Source organism: Bradyrhizobium sp. CCBAU 53415 (assembly GCF_028128735.1).
Taxonomy (GTDB): domain Bacteria; phylum Pseudomonadota; class Alphaproteobacteria; order Rhizobiales; family Xanthobacteraceae; genus Bradyrhizobium.
Map to the genome: position 1 here is coordinate 432,401 of NZ_LBJF01000025.1, position 19,019 is coordinate 451,419.

Sequence of the window (19,019 nt, forward strand, 5' to 3'; positions counted from 1 at the left end):
CATGATCAAGAACTACCTCGAGCAGCTGCGGATCCAGCGCTGGGACGACCATCGCTACTATCACCACAGCCGCATCAATCAGAGCCTGCACTTCGTCAGCGCGTTGAGCTTCCTCTTCGCCTATGTCTGGCTGTTCATCGATCCCGTGATCTCCGCGCTGGTCGGCTGGCTGGTCTCGATGACCTCGCGACAGGCCGGCCACTTCTTCTTCGAGCCGCACACTTACGACCACATCAACCAGGCGACCCACGAGCACAAGGAAGAGATCAAGGTCGGCTACAACCTGCAGCGCAAGGTGGTGCTGATGGCGATCTGGGCGCTCTCGCCGCTGGTGCTGGTCGCCGATCCCACGCTGTTCGGCCTGTTCACGCCCTGGGCGAGCGCGGCCGATTTCATGCGCCAGGTCGCCAAGATATGGCTCGTGGTCGGCGGCGGCGGACTGCTGTTCCGCACCGTGCACCTGTTCTTCATCCGCGACGTCGAGACCGGCCTCGTCTGGATGACCAAGATCCTGACCGATCCGTTCCACGATTTGATGCTCTATCGCAGCGCTCCGCTCGCCCTCATGCGCGGCGAGTTGATGGACCCCGGCCTGCACCTCAACCCCGAGCACACGCTGGGCCTGATCGGCGAGCCCACGCTCGAAGAGCAGCACGCCTGAGCACGCTGCGTAGACACCACACTCCGATGTCTGATGGTTACGTCATGCCCGGCTTCGCGCCGGGCATCCACGTGTTGGGGGCTTTGATATGCGCCGTCATTCCGGGGCGATGCGAAGCATCGAACCCGGAATCTCGAGATTCTCAGGTGCGCAATTGCGCACCGGGGTTCGGCTCTTCGAGCCGCCCCGGAATGACAGTGGTTATGTGGAGAGAACCGGCCTCAGCGCCCGAGACGCTTGGCCAGCATCTCCTTCAGGATCTGCCGCTTAATCTGCTTGTTGGTGAGCACGCCGTCGTGCCACCAGAAGCCGTCGGCCTTCATCTTCTCGGCCGCGCGGACGAAGCGTTCGGCGACTTCGGTGAAATCGGCATCGGTGTAATTGAGGCTGAAGATCAGCCGGCCGGTGCCGACCCAGCTCAGTGCCAGGCCCTCGGCGCGCAGGTAATATTGCAGCATCCAGTTGTAGCGGGACGGTGTGGTGTATTTCACCGTCCAGATCGACGAGAAGTTGGCGAACCGCACCGGCAGGTCGGCGCCCTCCATCATCTGGTTGAGCCTTTGAACGCGGCCGTTCCAGGTCGCCTCCAGCCCGTCATAGATTGCGTGGAAGTTGGGGCTGGCGAGCCGGCTCAAGAACTCGTCCATCGCCGTCACGACGTAGGGATGCGAGTTGAAGGTGCCGCGGGCGAAGCAGATGTCGGCGGGGCGATCGTCGCGGAAGCGGCGCATCAATTCGTGCTTGCCGCAGACCACGCCCACCGGCAGGCCGCCGGCGAGGCTCTTGCCATAGGTCACCATGTCGGCGCGCACGCCGAAATATTCCTGGGCACCGCCGGCGGCGAGGCGGAAACCGACGAAGACCTCGTCGAAGATCAGGACGATGCCGCGTTCGGTGCAGACCTCGCGCAGCTTCTTCAGCCACTCCGTATACGTCGCGCGGTCAAAATTGCCGCCGCGGGACGAATCGACGAGCGAGGAATCGCCGGGCGCGTTGGCGTTGGGATGCAGGCCCTGGAGCGGATTGACCAGCACGCAGGCGATGTCCTTGCGCGTCTTCAGCACGTGCAGCGTCTTCTCCGAGATCTCGGCGAGGGTGTAGGTCTCGTGCGCGGGAAGCGGGTTGCCGACGCCGGGCTGCACGTCGCCCCACCAGCCGTGATAGGCGCCGGCGAAACGAACGAGATGCGTACGCCCGGTGTGGTAGCGCGCCAGCCGCACCGCCTGCATCACGGCCTCGGTGCCGGACATGTGGAAGGAGACCTCGTCGAGGCCCGAGATCCGGCAGAGCCGCGTCACGTTATCGAGGATGACGGGGTGGTAGGGGCCGAGCACCGGTCCGAGCGCATGCGCCCGCTTCTCGGCGCCCTCGATGCACTCCTTGTAGAAGTCGTTGCCGAAGATGTTGACGCCGTAGGAGCCGGTGAGATCGTAGAAGCTGTTGCCGTCGACATCGGTGACGGTGACGCCGCTCGACGATTCCATGAAGGTCGAGGTGCCCAGATGCTCGCGGACGAGCCGCGAGAACTGGAACGGCACGCGATAGCTCTCGGTGAAGTTCAGGTCGGAGATCTTCTCCGCCGCCTCCTTGGTCATCGCGCGTCCCCTGGGGTAGCGCTCGGCGTAGAGGCGGGCGAGGCGGAAGAAGCCGTCCTTGCGTCGCGCGGCGATGTTCGCGGGCGCGCCGTCGCAGGCGAAGTAGTCGTTCTCTCCGAACTCGTAGAACGGGAGCAGCTTTGCCACCCGGCGCGACATCTTGGAGTGCCCGGCGAGCGAGCGGTGCTTGGCGCGGGAGAGTTCGATCCGCGCCTTGAGCTTCGGAAGGACGGCGGCAGCGGACGCTGCGGCGGCCACGGACATCGAGAGAATCGGGAGTGTCGTTTCCATGACAACAAGCGCTAACCCTGCGAGCTGACAGATTCATGACAGTCAAAGCCCTCATCGCTTCTTTCACCCAGCAGGAAGACCTCAACTTCCTGTTGACCAACCGCATCCCCCGCGCCGCCCTGACCCGCTTCATGGGCTGGTTCTCCAAGATCGAGAATCCGCTCGTGCGGGACTTCTCGATCGCGCTGTGGAAGCTGTTCTCCGACCTCGACCTGTCGGAGGCGCGGAAGACCCAATTCAAGAGCCTGCACGACTGCTTCACCCGGGAGCTGAAGCCGGGCCTGCGGCCGTTCGATCCGGACCCGGCTGTCGTCGCCAGCCCGTCGGACGGCATCGTCGGCGCCCACGGGAAGATCGCCGACACCGAGTTGTTCCAGGTGAAGGGCGCGCCCTATTCGCTGCTCGATCTCGTCGGCGACTCCGCGCTGGTCGAACAGCACCGCAACGGCTCCTTCGTCACGCTGCGGCTGACCTCGAGCATGTATCATCGCTTCCACGCGCCCTATGATGCCCATATCGAACGCGTCACGCTGATCCACGGCGATGTCTGGAACGTCAACCCGATTGCGCTCAAGCGCGTCGAACGGCTGTTCTGCAAGAACGAGCGCGCGGTGATCCGCACGCACCTGTCGACCGGCGAGGCCGTGACGCTGGTGCCGGTGGCGGCCATCCTGGTCGCGAGCATCCGCCTGCACTTTCTCGACATGGTGCTGAACGCGCAGACACGCGGCCCGGTCAATTTCCCCTGCGACGTCAGCGTGGCCAAGGGTGAGGAACTCGGCTGGTTCGAGCACGGCTCGACCATCATCATCCTCGCGCCCGGCGATTTCACCTTCTGCGATGGCATCGCCGAGCGCACGCGCGTTCGCGCAGGCCAGGCGCTGCTCAGGAAAAACTAGCCTTCAATCCGCCGTGCCCGCTGCCTATATCGTCTTCCGGGGATAACGATCTGGATGTGAATAATGGCGCGGGCGCCGGTGATGGCGGCGGGTGGTATTGTGCTGCGGCGTGGCTCTGCGCCGCTGATTGCGGTCGTGCGCCAGCGCAAGCGCAACGAATGGGTTCTGCCCAAGGGCAAGCTCGACGACGGCGAGACGCCGAAGGAAGCCGCGCACCGCGAGGTGCTGGAGGAGACCGGCCACGACGTTGCCGTGCACGAATTTCTGGGCACGCTCGTTTATCAGTCCGGCGGACGCTCCAAGGTCGTGCATTTCTGGCGGATGGAGGCCGACGGCGGGCCGGTCCGCAAACTGATGAACGACATCAAGGCGGTCGACTGGCTGACGCTGGACGATGCGATCGGGCGGCTGTCGCGTGAATACGAGCGCGCGTTCCTCAACCAGGTTGGCCCGATCGCGCTTGCGGCGGCGGGGCTGGCGGCTGCATCCGTGCCGTCGCCGACGCACATTCCCGAGCGGGCGTCGGCATTAGCGAACGATGATATCGATGCAGCGTTGCGGACGCTGACACCCGCGGAAGCAGCTTCCGTCGACGAGCTGCGGCACGGCCTGTTGCAGAAAGTGAAGGCCTGGTTGCGCGGCGAGGCGTGAGGTCTGGTCGCATCCCGCCTGTACTCGAGGATACATCCGCGAGTTCATGCGGTTGGGCGGGTCTCGCTCCCACCAAGGCGTCACCGGCGCTCCTTCTTCGGAGCGGGCGGCGGTTTGCGCGGCGCTGCAGGGCGTTGTGCGGCGGGGAGGCGCTGCTGGAATCCGCCGGGGCGCTGCATGCCGAGCGGTTGAACCGCGGGCGGCTGGCCCGGCTGCATGCCGGCGCGCGGCAGTTGCGGCTGCGGGCCCGCTTGCTGCGTTCCGCCCGGTTGCGGCGGCACGATTCCTCCGGGGTGAAGCTGCCCACCGCGCTGCGGCTGATCCTGTTGCCGGCCTCGCTGTCGCCCTTGTTGCAGTCCTTGGCCCGCACGCGGTGTGCCCGGCTGCACCGCGCCGCCTTGCTGACCTTGTCCCTGCCGCTGCGGCGGCTGCTGCGCGCCTTGCCGGCCCGGCGTGCCCGGCTGCTGCTGACCCGGACGGTCGTTCTGACCGGGTTGACCGTTCGGTCGCTGCGGTTGCTGACCCGGCGCGGCCGGCCGCAATTGCGGCTGCTGGGCCGGCCGAGGAATGCGTGGGTTCGCGGTCGGGTTGGCGCGACGGAAGTCGCGCTGCTCGGTGACGATCCGCCGGCCCGTGGCTTGCGCCAGATGCACCTGGCTGACGAAGCCGCGGTCGCGCGCGATCTGCTGCGCCGGAATGGCGATCGGTACCGCGGCAAAGCGCATGACGCCGCCGGCGCCGCTTGCGTCAGGCCGGATGGCAAAGCCGCTCGAAGCCTGCGTCAGCGCGCCGAGCCGCGCGCCGCTGCTGCGGTCGTCGACGTCGATATGGCCGACCCGGCCATCGGCGTCGGGGTAAAGCTTGATGTTGACGTTGCTCGCCCTGTTCGCAGCCGCGCCTTCGGGCACCTCGACCACCCCGGTGGTGCCGCGGATGCCGAGCGTCGCGGTCGGCGTCGTGATCTTCATGTCGCCGGTCTTCGCCACCGCTGCCGCCACGAAGGCAACCGTGCCTTTGCCGACGTCGAAGATCGCGGCGTTCTGCCTGCCGCCGTCCTCGTAGACGTAATTGTCGATGGTGATCCTGGCGCTGGCCGAGAGATTGAACGTGGACGCATCGTTGAAGGTGATGCCGAGCGAGGAGTTCGACGAGGTCTGCACGATGTCGTTGAGATAGATGTCGTCGCGCACGCGCAGCGGATAGGAATTCCTGTCGCGGATCACGGTCGCGATCCCCGTCACCGTCGCGACGTTGCCGATCGGCTCGACGGCGGCGGGCTGTGCGTCTGCGGACGGTGTCGGTGAGGCCGCCGGCGTCGGGGACGGGGCGGGTATCGGCTGTGCCTGTGCAAGCTCCACGGTATCGGACGCACGCGCCACGCTGCTGCCTGCCAGCGGCAAGGCCAGCAGGGCAAGCGCGAACGCGAAGCGGCGCCAAGCCACCAATGAAGTCACGGGGAAGTTCCGGTGAGAACGCGAGGCGAGATCGGCCGATATCAGCCGGGTTTGGCTGAATGGCGGATGAACATGTTTCGCAGGGGAAAGGGCGCTTGAAAGGCACGTTCGCCCAGAATGTGGCGTCTCCTTGCTCGTCATTTCGGGGCGCGACGAAGTCGCGAACCCGGAATCTCGAAATTGGAGTGGGTGTCTGCGGTGCGAGATCCTCAGGTGCGCAATTGCGCACCATAGTTCGATGCTTCGCATCGCCCCGGGATGACGGCGGTAATATCAGCTCACGCGCTTCCAGGTCTGGCCGCCGCAGAACATGCCGCCGAAGGCGCAGCCCTGCACGCGCATCGCATTCGGACCCTTCATCGCGATGGTCGAGTCGTAGTTGCGGCCGGAGTCGGGATCGTGGATGCGGCCGCTCCACTTCGAGCCGTCGGGCCTCATGTTGATCAGAATGCGCGCATTGGTCTTCTCGGCGTAACCGCAGAGATTGGCGCCGCACTGCTCGACGCGGACATTGCCCTTGTTGCCTTCGGTCGCCCACAGGCCGATCGGCGAGTTCGGCGCCGCCACGGGCGCGGCGGCAACAGGAGCCGGGGCCGGCGCGGGAGTGGCAACGACGGGAGCAGGCGCGGCAACGGGAGCAGCAGCGGCGGGAGCAGGCTGCGTACTGTCGACGCCGACGGACGGAGCGGCGGCAACAGTCGCGGCCGGGGCGGCGGGCGCTGCCGCCTGCACCGGCGCCTGCGGCACGGGCTGCTGCTGCACCGGAGCCGGCTGCGCCGTCGTGGTCGCGGGAGCCGGCGTGGTGTCGGCGTCATCGTCCTTGGAACCACCAAGGCCCTTGAGGTTGATGTCGTTCAGCTTGATCGGCTTGTCCGACAGGCCCGGCGCGACGATGGTCACGCAATTGAGCGAGGCGCAGTTGCGCGGCGTCTCGATGCGGATGTGCTGACCCTCGATCTGGAACGAGATCGAATTGCCGGCATGTGCGGCGGCAGTCGAAGCGAGGAAGAGCGCGGTGGCGGCGATGGAGAGCTTGCTCATGACAACCTCCGAAGTTGCGTGGTCCCGTTTGGATTGATGTCGCTGATCAATGAAACGTGGTTCGACCCTACGCCGGCGTGGGCAGGCGTTCTGTGATGAGCATCACGACGGGCGAGCCAGTCCGGGTGAGGCAGCGCACATTCAGGTCCCGTTCTTCTGCATGAGGTCGTCGCGACACTGGGCCGGACGCCGATGCCGCGGCTTGCTCCTTCGCATATTGATCGCACGCTGGCAGTCGGCGTTCCCAGGAACGGCGGCCAAAGCCCGCCTGTGCCACCTTCCCCTCGGGGCGAGAAGGGGGAACGGCAGCGTGGCAGCGTTCGATGTGGTGGACCGAGGCCTCTAGATCACGCCGAGCACGATGGCGCCGACGAAGGCCATGGCGAGGTAGGCGGCGACAACGCTCAATCTGCCGGCGAACGTCATGAGGTCGCTCTCTCCAGGCGCGCCGCTTTGCGCGCGAGCATCATGGTTAACAGAGAGTCTGCTTCCGAAAAAGTCAGGCTTGCTGTCGATCGGGCTCCGTGCATCCGGGCGTGCGCCGGCTGGCATGGTTAAAGAAGGCTGAAATCAACGTGTTGAAGAGTCTTTAAGTAAATTCACCGAACGTGCGTGCATGACGCGCGGAGTTCGTTTGTATCTCGTCGGCTCCATCGTCCTTGTTTCGCTAGCGGGTTGCGGTCGCGGCTTCTTCCAGGCCGAACGCGAACCGTGGCGGGCCGAGGCGGAAGCCGCATGCCTGAAATCGGGCGCGGTGAAGGAGGGGCCGGATCTCGTCCGCATCGATCCGATCTCCGGGCCGGGCATGTGCGGTGCCGAATTTCCGCTCAAGGTCGCCGCCATCGGAGAACCCTCGAGCAGCTATGGCTTTGCCGACGAGGCGCTGCGCCCGCCGGCCAGCATCGGCGGCCAGCCGCGTTGGCCGGTGACGCACCCGCGATCGAATTATCCGCAGAGCCAGAATGATCCGGCAACGACTTATCCGCAAGGCTCGAACTATCCCCAGAGCGCGGTGCGCCAGCCCGGCGGCTATGGCCCCTCGACCGGACCGATATCGCTGAACGCGCCCGGCGTGGCGGCGCAGGAGGACGAGATCGACCTGCCGCCCGACGGCACCGATGCCGCGGGTGCGGCGCGCTACATGAATGCACCGAGCTATCCGGCACGGCCAGCGCCTTACTCGCAGGCGCCCGCGCAGCAGGCGCTGCCGCGTCTTGGCCCTGCGCAGGGCAATCCCGTCACGACCGTCGGTCCCGTCGCGATCAAGCCGACGGCAACTCTCGCCTGCCCAATCGTGTCCGAGCTCGACCGCTGGCTCGCCGACACCGTGCAGCCTTCGGCGATGCGCTGGTTCGGCGTCCGCGTCGCCGAGATCAGGCAGATCTCCGCCTATTCCTGCCGCGGCATGAATGGCAACTCGCGCGCTCACATCTCCGAGCACGCCTTCGGCAACGCGCTCGACATCTCCGCCTTCGTGCTGGCCGACGGCCGCCGCGTCACCGTGAAGGGCGGCTGGCGCGGCATGCCCGAGGAGCAGGGATTTCTTCGCGACGTGCAATCGGGAGCGTGCGCGCATTTCACCACCGTGCTCGCGCCGGGCTCGAATGTCTTTCACTACGATCACATTCACGTCGACCTGATGCGGCGCGCCAGCCGCCGACTGATCTGCCAGCCGGCCGCCGTCTCCGGCGAGGAGGTCGCCGCGCGCGCGCAGTCGCGCGGCCCTTATGCGAGTGCGCGCGATCCCTCCGTCACCGGCTCGCTGGGCGCGCGCAGGAGCATGGCGCGCAAGCACGAAGAAGACGAGTACGCCGACGAGTAGCCTTCCTTTGTAGCTCGGATGATCGCAGCCGCGGCAGTCTTCCCGCATGTCGCTGCGCTCATGCGGGCTACGATCTACGAGGCCGGCTTCGACGGCGCAGGGGCCAGCCCCATGCATTGCTGCACCTCGCCGGGGACGTTGTAGGTGCGCATGATGTGGCGGCTGTCGCGCAAGCCGGACGCCTCACGCTGGACCACGAACATCCAGAGCGCGTGGCCGGCTTCCATCACCAGCTTGCGCCTGGCCGGTCGCATCGAGCTCGGCACGTCCGAGGGAGCGTGGGCGGCGTCGAATTCGCGCAACCGCGTGAGGCTCTGTTCGAGTGCGCGGCCCATCCGTCCAAGCGCCGAGGCCTGTTCCTGGACGATCTCGTAGTGGAGGATATCGACCGGCGGGCGAAGATCACGAGGCATGGCCGCAATATAGGGCCGCCCGTCCCCTATGCGCAACGCGCTGCTACTTCGTCTTGTAGGCTGCGAGGAACATCCGCGTTGCGCTGTCGACCACCTTGGTCATGCGCTGTTCCGACGGCGCAGGCGCGGCCTGGAACACGAAGGGCAGGAACAGCGAGGCTTTGCACAGCTCCATGAACTGGGATGCGGCAAGGGCGCAATCGTCGATATCCAGATCGCCGGAGGCGACGTGGGCTTTGAGATAGTCGGAGAGACGGTTGATGCTCTTGTCCAGCACGCGCGCATAATAGCGGCGACCGACATCGGGCATGCGCTCGGCGATCGCCATCACGGTGCGGATCGCCGATCCGCCGCCGGGCCGGCAGAGCAGTTGGATGTAGGCCCGGCCGAACTCCTTCAGCGTGGTTTCGGCATCCCGCGCAGGATCGAAATTGAACACGACCTGACCGTACTGGAGCGCCTCCTGTTCGAGGATGGCTTCGAACAGCGCGCATTTGTCGGCGAAGTAGACGTAGAGCGTGCCCTTGGACACCTGGGCGGCGCGCGCGATCTCGCCCATGCTGGCGCCGTCGAAACCGAGGTCCATGAACACCTTTCGGGCACCGTCCAGGATCTGGCGGCGCTTGGAGCTGTCCTCCTCCCGGACGACCTGCGGATGTTCGTTGGCAACTACAACCATTGGTTTAGGGTCTCGGAAGGTTTTTGGATCCGATCAGGGCCATGCAAACCGAATGAAGGATTCGAGACTGTAGGGTTCTGCCGGGAAGATCGTTTATATTGACCGAACCGTTCGGTCAATGATATTTGGGATCAGCGAGAGGAACCGGCTGCGCAGCGGCCGCCGTTGGTCGCACTTTATTTTGGGGAGGCCTTTATGGCCATATCGAGAGACCAGACAGCTCGCGTCCTTCGCCACGAAGCGGTGGAGGAGCAGTCGGGCGTCGATGCTGCGTCCGAGACATCCCTACCCCATGCCGAGCAGTTGCGCGCTCATGTGGCCGAGGAAACCAAGCGTCCGACGCCGGAGGCGCCAGAGAAGCCCGTGACCGACAGGCCCACCGCACCCGCGCCAGGCGCGCCCGCCGCCGGTGCGCCCAAATCCGGCAAGCGCAAATTCGTCCTGATGGGCGTCGGCGTCCTCCTCGCGCTCGCTGTTGCGGGCTATGCCGGCTATTACACGCTGGTCGGCCGCTTCTACATTTCCACGGACGATGCCTATGTCCGTGCCAACAACACCATGCTCGGCGCGCGCGTTGCCGGCCACATCTCCTCGATTCTCGTCGGCGACAACACGCCGGTCCGTGCCGGCGACATCGTTTTCCGCATCGACGACGGCGACTACAAGATCGCGGTCGAAGCTGCTGCGACCAGGATCGCGACCCAGCAGGCCACCATCGATCGCATCGGCCGCCAGGTCGCCGCGCTCGACAGCCAGGTCGCGCAGGCCAAGGCGCAACTCGTCTCCGCCGAGGCAGGCCTCAAGCGCGCCGATCTGGACTACGAGCGCCAGCAGGCGCTGAGCAGCAAGGGCTTCGCCTCGCGCGCCACCTTCGAGAGCTCGGAAGCCGGACGCGACCAGGGCGCCGCCGCGGTCAAGGGCGCGCAGGCCGCCTACGACGTCGCCGTCAGCAATGTCGATGTCGCCAAAGCGCAGCAGGCCGAAGCACAGGCCCAGCTCGCCGAGCTCAAGACCTCGCTCGCCAAGGCCGAGCGCGACCTCGGCTTCACCGCGGTGCGCGCGCCGGTCAACGGCATGTTCTCCAACCGCCTGGTCAATGCCGGCGATTTCGTCGCGGTCGGCCAGCGCCTCGGCAACATCGTGCCGCTCGACGACGTCTATATCGACGCGAATTTCAAGGAAACGCAGCTCAAGCGCATCCGTCCCGGCCAGCCGGTGACGATCAAGGTCGACGCCTACGGCATGCGCAAGTTCTCCGGCCTCGTCGACAGCATCGCGGCGGGCGCGGGCTCGGTGTTCACGCTGCTGCCGCCGGACAACGCGACCGGCAATTTCACCAAGATCGTGCAGCGCGTGCCGGTCCGCATCCGCGTGCCGAAGTCGGTGGCGAAGCAGAACCTGCTACGCGCCGGCATGTCGGTCTATGCGACCGTCGACACCAACAAGGGCGCCGCCGACGCCGACAGCGAGGTCGATCTCGACGATCCCACGGTGCATCCGCAGTAGGATCGATCGCTCATGAGTCGCGACACCCCAGTTCCGACTGCAGCTGCGCTCCCTCTCCCGCTCGCGGGAGAGGTAAGAGCCCGCCGCTCCAGCCCGAGCTGACACCATGGCCAACGCCACCACCGCTTCACCTGACATGATGGCGGCCGCCGCTGAGGAGCGCATCGCGCCGAAGCGGCTGTTCGCGTTCATCATCATGGTGTTCGGGATGTTCATGTCGATCCTGGACATCCAGATCGTCTCGGCCTCCTTGAGCGAAATCCAGGCCGGGCTGTCGGCGAGCTCCAGCGAAGTCTCCTGGGTCCAGACCGCCTATCTGATCGCCGAGGTGATCGCGATCCCGCTGTCGGGCTTCCTGTCGCGCGCCTTCGGCACGCGGCTGCTGTTCGCGATCTCGGCGGCCGGCTTCACCGCCTCGAGCCTGCTCTGCGGCTTCGCCACGACGATCGAGGAGATGATCCTGTGGCGCGCGCTTCAGGGCTTTCTCGGCGCCGGCATGATTCCGACGGTGTTTGCCTCGGCCTACACCGTCTTTCCGCGGACGAAATTCCACATCGTCGGTCCGATCATCGGTCTCGTCGCGACGCTGGCCCCGACCATCGGGCCGACGGTCGGGGGCTACATCACTGACCTGATGTCGTGGAACTGGCTGTTCTTCATCAACGTCGTGCCCGGCATCGGCATCACCCTGGGCGTGCTGGCGCTGGTCGATTTCGACGAGCCGCATTTCGAATTGCTCGACCGCTTCGACTGGTGGGGCCTCTTGTTCATGGCCGGCTTCCTCGGCACGCTGGAATATGTGCTGGAGGAAGGCCCGCAATATGAATGGATGCAGGATACCTCGGTCGCGATCTGCGCCGGGATCTGCGCGATCTCGGCGATCGCGTTCTTCTGGCGCGTGTTCACGGCGGCCGAGCCGATCGTCAATCTGCGCACCTTCTCCGATCGCAACTTCGCCGTCGGATGCACGCTGCAATTCTGCATCGGCATCGGCCTCTATGGCCTGACCTACATCTATCCGCGCTATCTCGCCGAGGTGCGGGGCTACAGCGCGCTGATGATCGGTGAGACCATGTTCGTCTCCGGCATCACCATGTTCCTGGTCGCCCCGCTGGTCGGCCGGCTCATGGCCAAGCTCGACATGCGCTACATGATCGCGTTCGGCCTCATCGTGTTCGCGATCGGCTCCTACCAGATGACCTGGATCACCCGCGATTACGATTTCTACGAGCTGCTGGTGCCGCAGATCCTGCGCGGCATCGGCATGATGTTCGCGATGGTGCCGACCAACAACGTCGCACTCGGCACGCTGGCGCCTGACCTGGTGAAGAACGCGAGCGGCCTGTTCAACCTGATGCGCAATCTCGGCGGCGCGGTGGGCCTTGCCGTCATCAACACCGTGCTCAACGACCGCACCGACCTGCACATCACCCGCCTCCAGGAACGCGTGACCTGGGGCAACGCGACCGCGACCGAAACCCTCAACATGCTCGTGCAGAAGTTCCAGGGGCTCGGCGATTCCACGCTGATGGCGATGAAGCAGCTCAGCCAGATCGTGCACCGGCAGGCCGTGGTGATGAGTTTCGGCGACGCTTTCCTGATGCTGACGCTGTTCTATCTCGGCCTCAGTCTGCTGGTCGCGCTGCTGAACAAGCCGGCCTCGCCGTTCGGCGCTGCCGGCGACGCGCATTGAGGGCATGACAGCGAAGAGTGGAGCGGCGGCGACGCGCACCAAGACGTCGCGCACCAATTTGCAACACTCGTGCGTGATCTCGCGCGAGCCCCGTTGCAAATCGCCGGCGGCACATCTATAAAGCGCACCTCATTCAATCGAACCGGGAGGGATTTGCATGATTTCGTCGCATTCGCAGATCGTACGCCCGCGCTCGATGATGTCCCGGCTCGGTATGTACGCGGCCTGTTAGAGGCCTCCTCCGCCAGCTTCGATTGGGCCAAGGTTTCGACCGAGCGTCCCGATCGCCTCACTTCCCAAGTCAAAATCAGTCTTGCGTGACGCCGTTGCCGCCTCCGGCCGACTTGCGTCCATCAATGGAGCCGGCCTGCGCGAGCGGCCGGAGGATGCCATGACCGCTCTGTCAAAGAAGCCCGCCGCGATCCGCGTGGTGTTGCCCTTCGTGTTCAAGCACTGGCTGAAGCAGCCGGGGCGCGGCCTCGTCGTGGCCGGCGGCCTGCTGGGCGCGACCGTCGCCGACCTGTTCATGCCGGTGTTTTCGGGGCATCTGATCGATGCGCTGACACGCGGTCCGTCCGATCCCGATGCGCGCCACGCCGCACTTGTCGCATTCGGCGCCATCGTGGCGCTGGGCGCGGCCTCGATGGTGCTGCGGCTCGCAGGTCTCCAGGCGATCGTGCCGTTCACGCTGAAGATCATGTCCGACGTCGCGCAGGACGCATTCATGCGCGTGCAGCGCTTCTCGACCGATTGGCATGCGAACTCCTTTGCCGGTTCCACGGTGCGCAAGATCACCCGCGGAATGTGGGCGCTCGACCTGCTCAACGACACCATCCTGATGGCTCTGGCGCCGTCGCTGCTGGTGCTGGTCGGCTCGATGATCCTGATCGGCGTGCACTGGGCCTCGCTCGGCCTGGTGATCGCGCTCGGGGCGATCTTCTACGTCACGATCACGGTGGTGCTCTCGACCCGCTACATCGCGCCGGCGGCGCGCGTCTCCAATGCCTGGGACACCAAGGTCGGAGGCACGCTGGCGGACGCGCTGACCTGCAATGCCGTGGTGAAATCCTTCGGCGCCGAAGCGCGCGAGGACACGCGGCTCGCCCGCGTCGTCAACCGCTGGCGCGTGCGCGTGCGGCGGACCTGGTTTCGCTACAACTACACCGCCATGTCGCAGCTGTCCTTGCTGCTGTGCCTGCGCGCGTCCGTGATCGGCGGATCGGTGCTGCTGTGGATGTCAGGTCACGCCTCGCCCGGCGACGTCACCTATGTGCTGACGAGCTACTACGTCATCCATGCCTATCTGCGCGATGTCGGCATGCACATCAACAACCTCCAGCGTTCGGTCAACGACATGGACGAACTGGTGGCGATCCATGACGAGCCGATCGGAATCGCCGATGCTGCGGATGCGCGGCCGATCGCGATCGAGGGCGGCGAGATCGTGTTCGACGACGTCACGTTTCACTATGGCGGTCATCGCGCGCCGCTGTACGACGGCTTGTCTGTCAAGATCCGCGCCGGCGAACGCGTCGGTCTGGTCGGCCGCTCCGGCTCCGGCAAGACCACCTTCGTCAAGCTGGTGCAGCGGCTCTACGACGTCACCGGTGGCCGCGTGCTGATCGACGGACAGAACATCGCGCACGCCACGCAGCAATCGCTGCGCAGCCAGATCGCGATCGTGCAGCAGGAGCCGATCCTGTTCCACCGCACGCTTGCGGAGAACATCGCCTATGGCCGACCCGGCGCCAGCTTTGAAGCGATCGAGCAGGCGGCGCGGCTTGCCAACGCGCACGACTTCATCCTGCGCCTGCCGAAGGGCTACGGCACGCTGGTCGGCGAGCGCGGCGTCAAGCTGTCGGGCGGCGAGCGGCAGCGCGTGGCGCTGGCGCGCGCCTTCCTGGCGGACGCGCCGGTGCTGATCCTGGACGAGGCGACCTCGAGTCTGGATTCGGAATCGGAGGCGCTGATCCAGGAGGCGATGGAGCGACTGATGAGGGGCCGCACCTCGATCGTGATCGCGCATCGCCTGTCGACGGTGATGAGCCTCGATCGCATCCTGGTGTTCGACCGCGGCGAGATCGTCGAGCAAGGCACGCATGCCGTGCTCGCAGCCAAGCGAGGGGGCATCTATCGCGGCCTGTTCGAGCGACAGGTGGTAGAGCTCGGGCACATCGCAGCAGCGGAATGAGGCGGCGGCTGACGTACGGACGTGCAATGCGACCCCGTCGCTTCGCCGTCCGCATGTCGCTCGCGAGGAGCGCCTATTGTGTGCCGAGGCTGTTCCAGACCAGGCCGAGGCCCGAGAGGAAGAGAAGGCCGAGCACGACGTCGCCGAAATGCTTGTCGCTCAGCGCGTGATAGACCCGCGCGCCCGCCCATGCGCCGATCAGCGTGCCCGGAAAGGCGACCAGTGCGAGCCACACCACTTGCAGTTCGACCAGGCCCGACGCCGTCTGCAGCACCAGCGCGGTGGCGAGCACCGTGAAATTGAAGAGCTGGAAGATGCCGCGCCGCTCGTGCTTGTTCCAGCCGCGGATGTTGGCCCACAGGATCGGCAGCGGCCCCGACAGCCCGGCGAGGCCGCCAAGAATGCCGCCGGCAAAGCCGATCGCTCCGTCGGCGATCCTGCCGCCGAACTTGATCGCGAGCGGCCGCTTGTTCAGATAGAGGGCCGTCGAAAAGATCAGCAGCAGCACGCCGACGCTCAGCTTGAATACCTTTGGATCGGCGGAGGCGACCATCGTGGTCCCGAGCGGCACGCCGAGCAGTCCGCCGATCAGGAAGGGCCAGACCAGCGAGAGATCAAAGCTCTTCCACATCGAGGGCAGCGTCGAAGTCTGCGCAATCACCGAGCAGATCAGCACCAGGGGTACCGCGAGCGAGGGCGGCAGAACGTAGAGCCAGATGCCGAGCGCCATCAGCGCCGTGCCGAATCCGGCCAGTCCCGAGACGAAGCCGCCGGCCAGCGCGCCGAACAGCAGCAGGACATAGGTGAGCATTCCCAACAGATTATCCCCGTCGCAAGGGGCGATCCCGAATTGCCGATCGCCATCGCTCGCATAACATGCCTGCTGCCGTGCCGGTCAATCCACGCTGCACGCAAGCGTGATCTGCCGCGTCGGGCTTTCGCGGAAGACACGCCTACATGATGGCCGTACCCCAATCCTGGGGCCGCCCGACGATCATGCGCTCGGATCGGTCAGTCCTGAATGCGATGATGGAGAATGACCATGACCCGCACCGAGATTGCCGTTGCAGCCGCGCTGTTCGCGGTGGCGTTGACGCCGACGATGGCCCAGGCACAGTTTTCCGAGCCTGCGGCCTATCAGGCCGCTCATCCCGACCGCGATGTGCTGAATGGCGGCCAGCTCACGCCTGCGGCGCGTGCGGCTCTCGGTCGGCAGGGATCGCCGGGCGATGCGTTTGCATCGCAGGCCTATCCGCCACCTGTGGCACCGGTGGTGCGCTCCGGCCATCGCCGTCATCGTCGATGATCTAACGCGCGATGCGATCAGGATGAACCGTCATCGCGCTTTAGGTTGTTGTTTAAGCATGATCTTTTCGGAAAACCGCTGCGCACTTTTCCGGATCATGCTTTAGACGATCTGCCTGGTGTCGGCAGGCTTCTGCAGCGCGCCGATCAGGATGCGCAGTGCTTCCGTCAATTCCGATCTGTTCCGTGCCGCCCCCAGCGAGACGCGCGCCGCATGCGGCGGTGCCCCGTCGACCGTGAAGGCATCGCCGGAGACAACGGCAAGTCCGTTCCGCAGGAGATGTGCCGCGAGATCGGGCCGGCCCTCCGGCAGCCGCAGCCACAGATGATGCGCTGCAGGTTTGGCCAGGAACCGAAAGCCCTTCAGCGTGCGTTGCGCGAGCTGCTGGCGGCCGACCGCCTCGCTGCGAATGGCGCTGATGATGCGATCGGCAATGCCGTTTTCGATCCAGTGCGTCACCAGCGCGACCATCAGCGGCGCCGGCATCTGCACCGTCGCCTGCAGGTAGCCGCGCATCTCCCGTTGCGCGGTGCTATCGGACGTGACGAGATAAGCGACGCGCAGCGCCGGCGCGATGCATTTCGACAGCGTGGTCGCCAGATATGTCCGCTCCGGGATGAGATTGGCGATCGGCGCTGCCGTGCGATCGAGCAGGCCGTAGGCGTCGTCCTCGATCAGGATCGTATCGGCATCGCCAATGATCTTTGCGATGGCGCTGCGCCGCTCGGCGGACAGCGTCGCGGTGGTCGGATTGTGCAGCGTCGGAATGAGATAGACGGCCTTTGGCCGGTGCGCGCGGCACGCCTCTGCCAGCGCATCGGGAAGGATGCCGCCGTCATCCATGGCGACGCCGACGAGCTTGACGCCGAGCCGCGCCGCGGCGGCCTTGATGCCGGGGAAGGTGAGGGCTTCCGTCAGAACGATGTCGCCGGGCCGCGCAAGATGAGCGAGCAGGTTGAAGAGGATGGTTTGCGCGCCGGGAAAGATCACGAGCCTGTCGGCCCGCGCATGCGGAACCCGTGCGCGCATCCAGCGCGCCGCGACCTCGCGCTCATGCGCGCTGCCGCCGGGCGGCTGATAGTTGAGATACGCCGTCAGGCCCGATTGCGCGCGGATGGCTTCCATGCCGGCGATGATGCGCTCGTCGAGCTGCGCCTCCAGCGGATGCGGCGGCACGTTCATCGAGAGATCGATCGCGACGGGATGCGGCAGGTCGACCGTGCGGCGCGCGCTGGTCTCCGACACGAATGAGCCCAGTCCGACACGGGCCTCCATGATGCCGCGGCGCCGCGCCTCGGTGTAGGCGCGCGTCACCGTGGTGAGGTCGACGCCGAGTACCTTGGCGAGCGCCCGCTGCGTCGGCAACTGCTGGCCGCGCACCAGCCTCCCTGCGGCGATGTCGGCCTCCATGGCCTCGACGATGCGCTGGTAGCGCGGCCCGCTCAGCTCCGAGATTGTAGGGGTCCAGTCCATGCAATTTTGGCCAGAAACGTTTGAATGTATGGATGCAAGATACTATTGTATGGGCCGACGAAAAGGAAGAGGTGTGGCCATGGCGACGGTCTCTCTGGCAAAGGCGATGTGGCGCGGTTTCAGCGGCAAATGTCCGAATTGCGGGGAAGGGCGCCTGTTCGGCCGTTTCCTGAAGGTCGCCCACAGCTGCGACCATTGCGGCGAGGAGCTGTTTCACCAGCGCGCAGACGACTTTCCCGCCTATCTCGTGATGGTCGTGGTCGGCCATCTCGTGGTGCCGGCGATCCTCGCGGTCGAGACCGCCTATGCGCCGCCGGAGTGGCTGCAACTCGCGGTGTGGCTGCCGGTGACGTTGTTCGCCTCGCTCGCACTGCTGCAACCGACCAAGGGCGCCATCGTCGGGTTGCAATGGCAGCTGGGCATGCACGGGTTCGAGGCGAGCAAGCTGCGGCGCGAGGCCGTTGAGCTCGCACCGGTGCTGGCGAAGGCGGATACGCGCGCGGCCTGAGCGGCGTTTACATCGCGCGCACGGCCGCTACACTCCGTCGTACCAACAAGACCGATGGAAACGCCGATGGCCACGCGCGCGAAGACCTTCCTGCTTTGTCATGGCGCGTGGTCCGGCGGATGGGCCTGGAAGAAGATGCATCCGCTGATGGCGCAGGCCGGCCATCGCCTGGTGGCGCCGACCTACACCGGGCTCGGCGAGCGCGCGCATCTCGCAAGCCCGGCGATCGATCTGGAAACGCACATCCAGGACATCCTCAACGTCATCGCCTTCGAGGATCTCAGCGACATCGTGCTGCTTGGCCATAGCTATGGCGGCATGGTCGCGACGGGCGTCGCGGACCGCGCGCGCGAGCGCGTGATGCAGCTGATCTATCTCGACGCCTTCGTGCCGCGCGACGGCCAGTCGTTGTTCGATCTCAACGAGGGCGGCCGCGAGCAGATGCGAACGGCAGCAAGCTCGGGCGACGGCTATCGCATGCCGCCGAATCCGCCGCCGCCGGACACGCCCCAAGCCGATCTCGACTGGCTCAGTGCACGCCGCGTCCCAATGCCGATCAAGTGCTTCGAGACCAGGCTGAGGCTCGAACACGGCGAGCCGGCGATGCCTCGCAGCTACATCTATTGCACGCGCGTCCCGCCGGGCGACGTGTTCGGGCAGTTCGCCAAGCGGGCGAAGAGCGAGCATGGCTGGCGCTATGTCGAGCTCGACGCCAGCCATGCGCCCAATGTGACGGCGCCGGAGGCGTTGATGGGTTTGTTGAACGAGATCGTAGCCTAGTTCTCGCCGTCATTCCGGGGCGCGACGAAGTCGCGAGCCCGGAATCTATCCTTCCG

The 19,019-nt window shown here is 65.8% G+C and carries 17 protein-coding genes; 10 read left to right on the top strand and 7 right to left on the bottom strand.

The features are described 5' to 3' along the window. Nucleotide 1: 1 nt before the first annotated feature. Nucleotides 2–661 (top strand): hypothetical protein, encoded by a 660-nt coding sequence (locus tag XH87_RS23120; protein WP_158669478.1) that lies wholly within the window; start codon nucleotides 2–4, stop codon nucleotides 659–661. A 221-nt stretch (nucleotides 662–882) separates the two neighbouring features. Here the strand turns inward: XH87_RS23120 and XH87_RS23125 are convergent, their stop codons facing one another. Further along, on the bottom strand, nucleotides 883–2,547 hold the full coding sequence (locus XH87_RS23125; RefSeq protein ID WP_271589017.1) for an aminotransferase class III-fold pyridoxal phosphate-dependent enzyme: 1,665 nt from the start codon (nucleotides 2,545–2,547) through the stop codon (nucleotides 883–885). 35 nt (nucleotides 2,548–2,582) lie between these two features. On the opposite strand from XH87_RS23125, the gene asd reads away from it, so the two are divergent. Together asd and XH87_RS23135 are read left to right on the top strand one after the other, a co-directional pair. After that, on the top strand, nucleotides 2,583–3,446 hold the full coding sequence (gene asd / locus XH87_RS23130; protein ID WP_271589018.1) for an archaetidylserine decarboxylase: 864 nt from the start codon (nucleotides 2,583–2,585) through the stop codon (nucleotides 3,444–3,446). Between the two features lie 63 nt (nucleotides 3,447–3,509). Further along, complete coding sequence (locus XH87_RS23135) at nucleotides 3,510–4,097, top strand: NUDIX hydrolase (protein WP_271589019.1); 588 nt, start codon at nucleotides 3,510–3,512, stop codon at nucleotides 4,095–4,097. 80 nt (nucleotides 4,098–4,177) lie between these two features. On the opposite strand, the gene XH87_RS23140 is transcribed toward XH87_RS23135, so the two are convergent. Then, a complete protein-coding gene (locus XH87_RS23140) occupies nucleotides 4,178–5,542 on the bottom strand; it encodes a FecR family protein (protein ID WP_271589162.1) in 1,365 nt (454 codons plus the stop codon). Between the two features lie 282 nt (nucleotides 5,543–5,824). Continuing rightward, the gene (locus XH87_RS23145) at nucleotides 5,825–6,592 is read right to left on the bottom strand and encodes a DUF2147 domain-containing protein (protein ID WP_271589020.1); all 768 of its coding nucleotides are present in this window, start codon (nucleotides 6,590–6,592) and stop codon (nucleotides 5,825–5,827) included. Between the two features lie 616 nt (nucleotides 6,593–7,208). Here XH87_RS23145 and XH87_RS23150 point away from each other — a divergent pair. Further along, on the top strand, nucleotides 7,209–8,414 hold the full coding sequence (locus XH87_RS23150; RefSeq protein ID WP_271589021.1) for an extensin family protein: 1,206 nt from the start codon (nucleotides 7,209–7,211) through the stop codon (nucleotides 8,412–8,414). Nucleotides 8,415–8,488: 74 nt separating this feature from the next. Here XH87_RS23150 and XH87_RS23155 read toward each other — a convergent pair whose 3' ends face one another. After that, nucleotides 8,489–8,827 (bottom strand): DUF6665 family protein, encoded by a 339-nt coding sequence (locus XH87_RS23155; protein WP_035712426.1) that lies wholly within the window; start codon nucleotides 8,825–8,827, stop codon nucleotides 8,489–8,491. 43 nt (nucleotides 8,828–8,870) lie between these two features. Next, nucleotides 8,871–9,506 (bottom strand): TetR/AcrR family transcriptional regulator, encoded by a 636-nt coding sequence (locus XH87_RS23160; protein ID WP_271589022.1) that lies wholly within the window; start codon nucleotides 9,504–9,506, stop codon nucleotides 8,871–8,873. A gap of 195 nt (nucleotides 9,507–9,701) precedes the next feature. Here XH87_RS23160 and XH87_RS23165 point away from each other — a divergent pair, with 195 nt between their 5' ends. From XH87_RS23165 to XH87_RS23175, 3 genes are all read left to right on the top strand, one after another. Then, entirely contained in the window at nucleotides 9,702–11,012 is a 1,311-nt protein-coding gene (locus XH87_RS23165; RefSeq protein WP_035712420.1) for an HlyD family secretion protein, read from the top strand. Between the two features lie 106 nt (nucleotides 11,013–11,118). Further along, on the top strand, nucleotides 11,119–12,705 hold the full coding sequence (locus tag XH87_RS23170; RefSeq protein ID WP_158671989.1) for a DHA2 family efflux MFS transporter permease subunit: 1,587 nt from the start codon (nucleotides 11,119–11,121) through the stop codon (nucleotides 12,703–12,705). A 391-nt stretch (nucleotides 12,706–13,096) separates the two neighbouring features. Then, nucleotides 13,097–14,896 (top strand): ABC transporter ATP-binding protein, encoded by a 1,800-nt coding sequence (locus tag XH87_RS23175; protein ID WP_271589023.1) that lies wholly within the window; start codon nucleotides 13,097–13,099, stop codon nucleotides 14,894–14,896. A gap of 73 nt (nucleotides 14,897–14,969) precedes the next feature. Here XH87_RS23175 and XH87_RS23180 read toward each other — a convergent pair whose 3' ends face one another. Further along, a complete protein-coding gene (locus XH87_RS23180; RefSeq protein ID WP_442868295.1) occupies nucleotides 14,970–15,707 on the bottom strand; it encodes a sulfite exporter TauE/SafE family protein in 738 nt (245 codons plus the stop codon). A gap of 231 nt (nucleotides 15,708–15,938) precedes the next feature. Between XH87_RS23180 and XH87_RS23185 the strand changes: the two genes are divergently transcribed. Next, complete coding sequence (locus tag XH87_RS23185) at nucleotides 15,939–16,202, top strand: hypothetical protein (protein WP_271589025.1); 264 nt, start codon at nucleotides 15,939–15,941, stop codon at nucleotides 16,200–16,202. A 102-nt stretch (nucleotides 16,203–16,304) separates the two neighbouring features. Here XH87_RS23185 and XH87_RS23190 read toward each other — a convergent pair whose 3' ends face one another. Continuing rightward, nucleotides 16,305–17,675, bottom strand: coding sequence for an aminotransferase-like domain-containing protein (locus XH87_RS23190; protein ID WP_271589026.1), 1,371 nt, complete (start codon nucleotides 17,673–17,675; stop codon nucleotides 16,305–16,307). 73 nt (nucleotides 17,676–17,748) lie between these two features. Here XH87_RS23190 and XH87_RS23195 point away from each other — a divergent pair, with 73 nt between their 5' ends. Together XH87_RS23195 and XH87_RS23200 are read left to right on the top strand one after the other, a co-directional pair. Beyond that, nucleotides 17,749–18,183: a DUF983 domain-containing protein gene (locus XH87_RS23195; protein WP_035712413.1), complete on the top strand. Its 435-nt coding sequence runs from the start codon at nucleotides 17,749–17,751 to the stop codon at nucleotides 18,181–18,183. A 66-nt stretch (nucleotides 18,184–18,249) separates the two neighbouring features. After that, nucleotides 18,250–18,963 (top strand): alpha/beta fold hydrolase, encoded by a 714-nt coding sequence (locus XH87_RS23200; RefSeq protein WP_271589027.1) that lies wholly within the window; start codon nucleotides 18,250–18,252, stop codon nucleotides 18,961–18,963. Nucleotides 18,964–19,019: the final 56 nt, after the last annotated feature.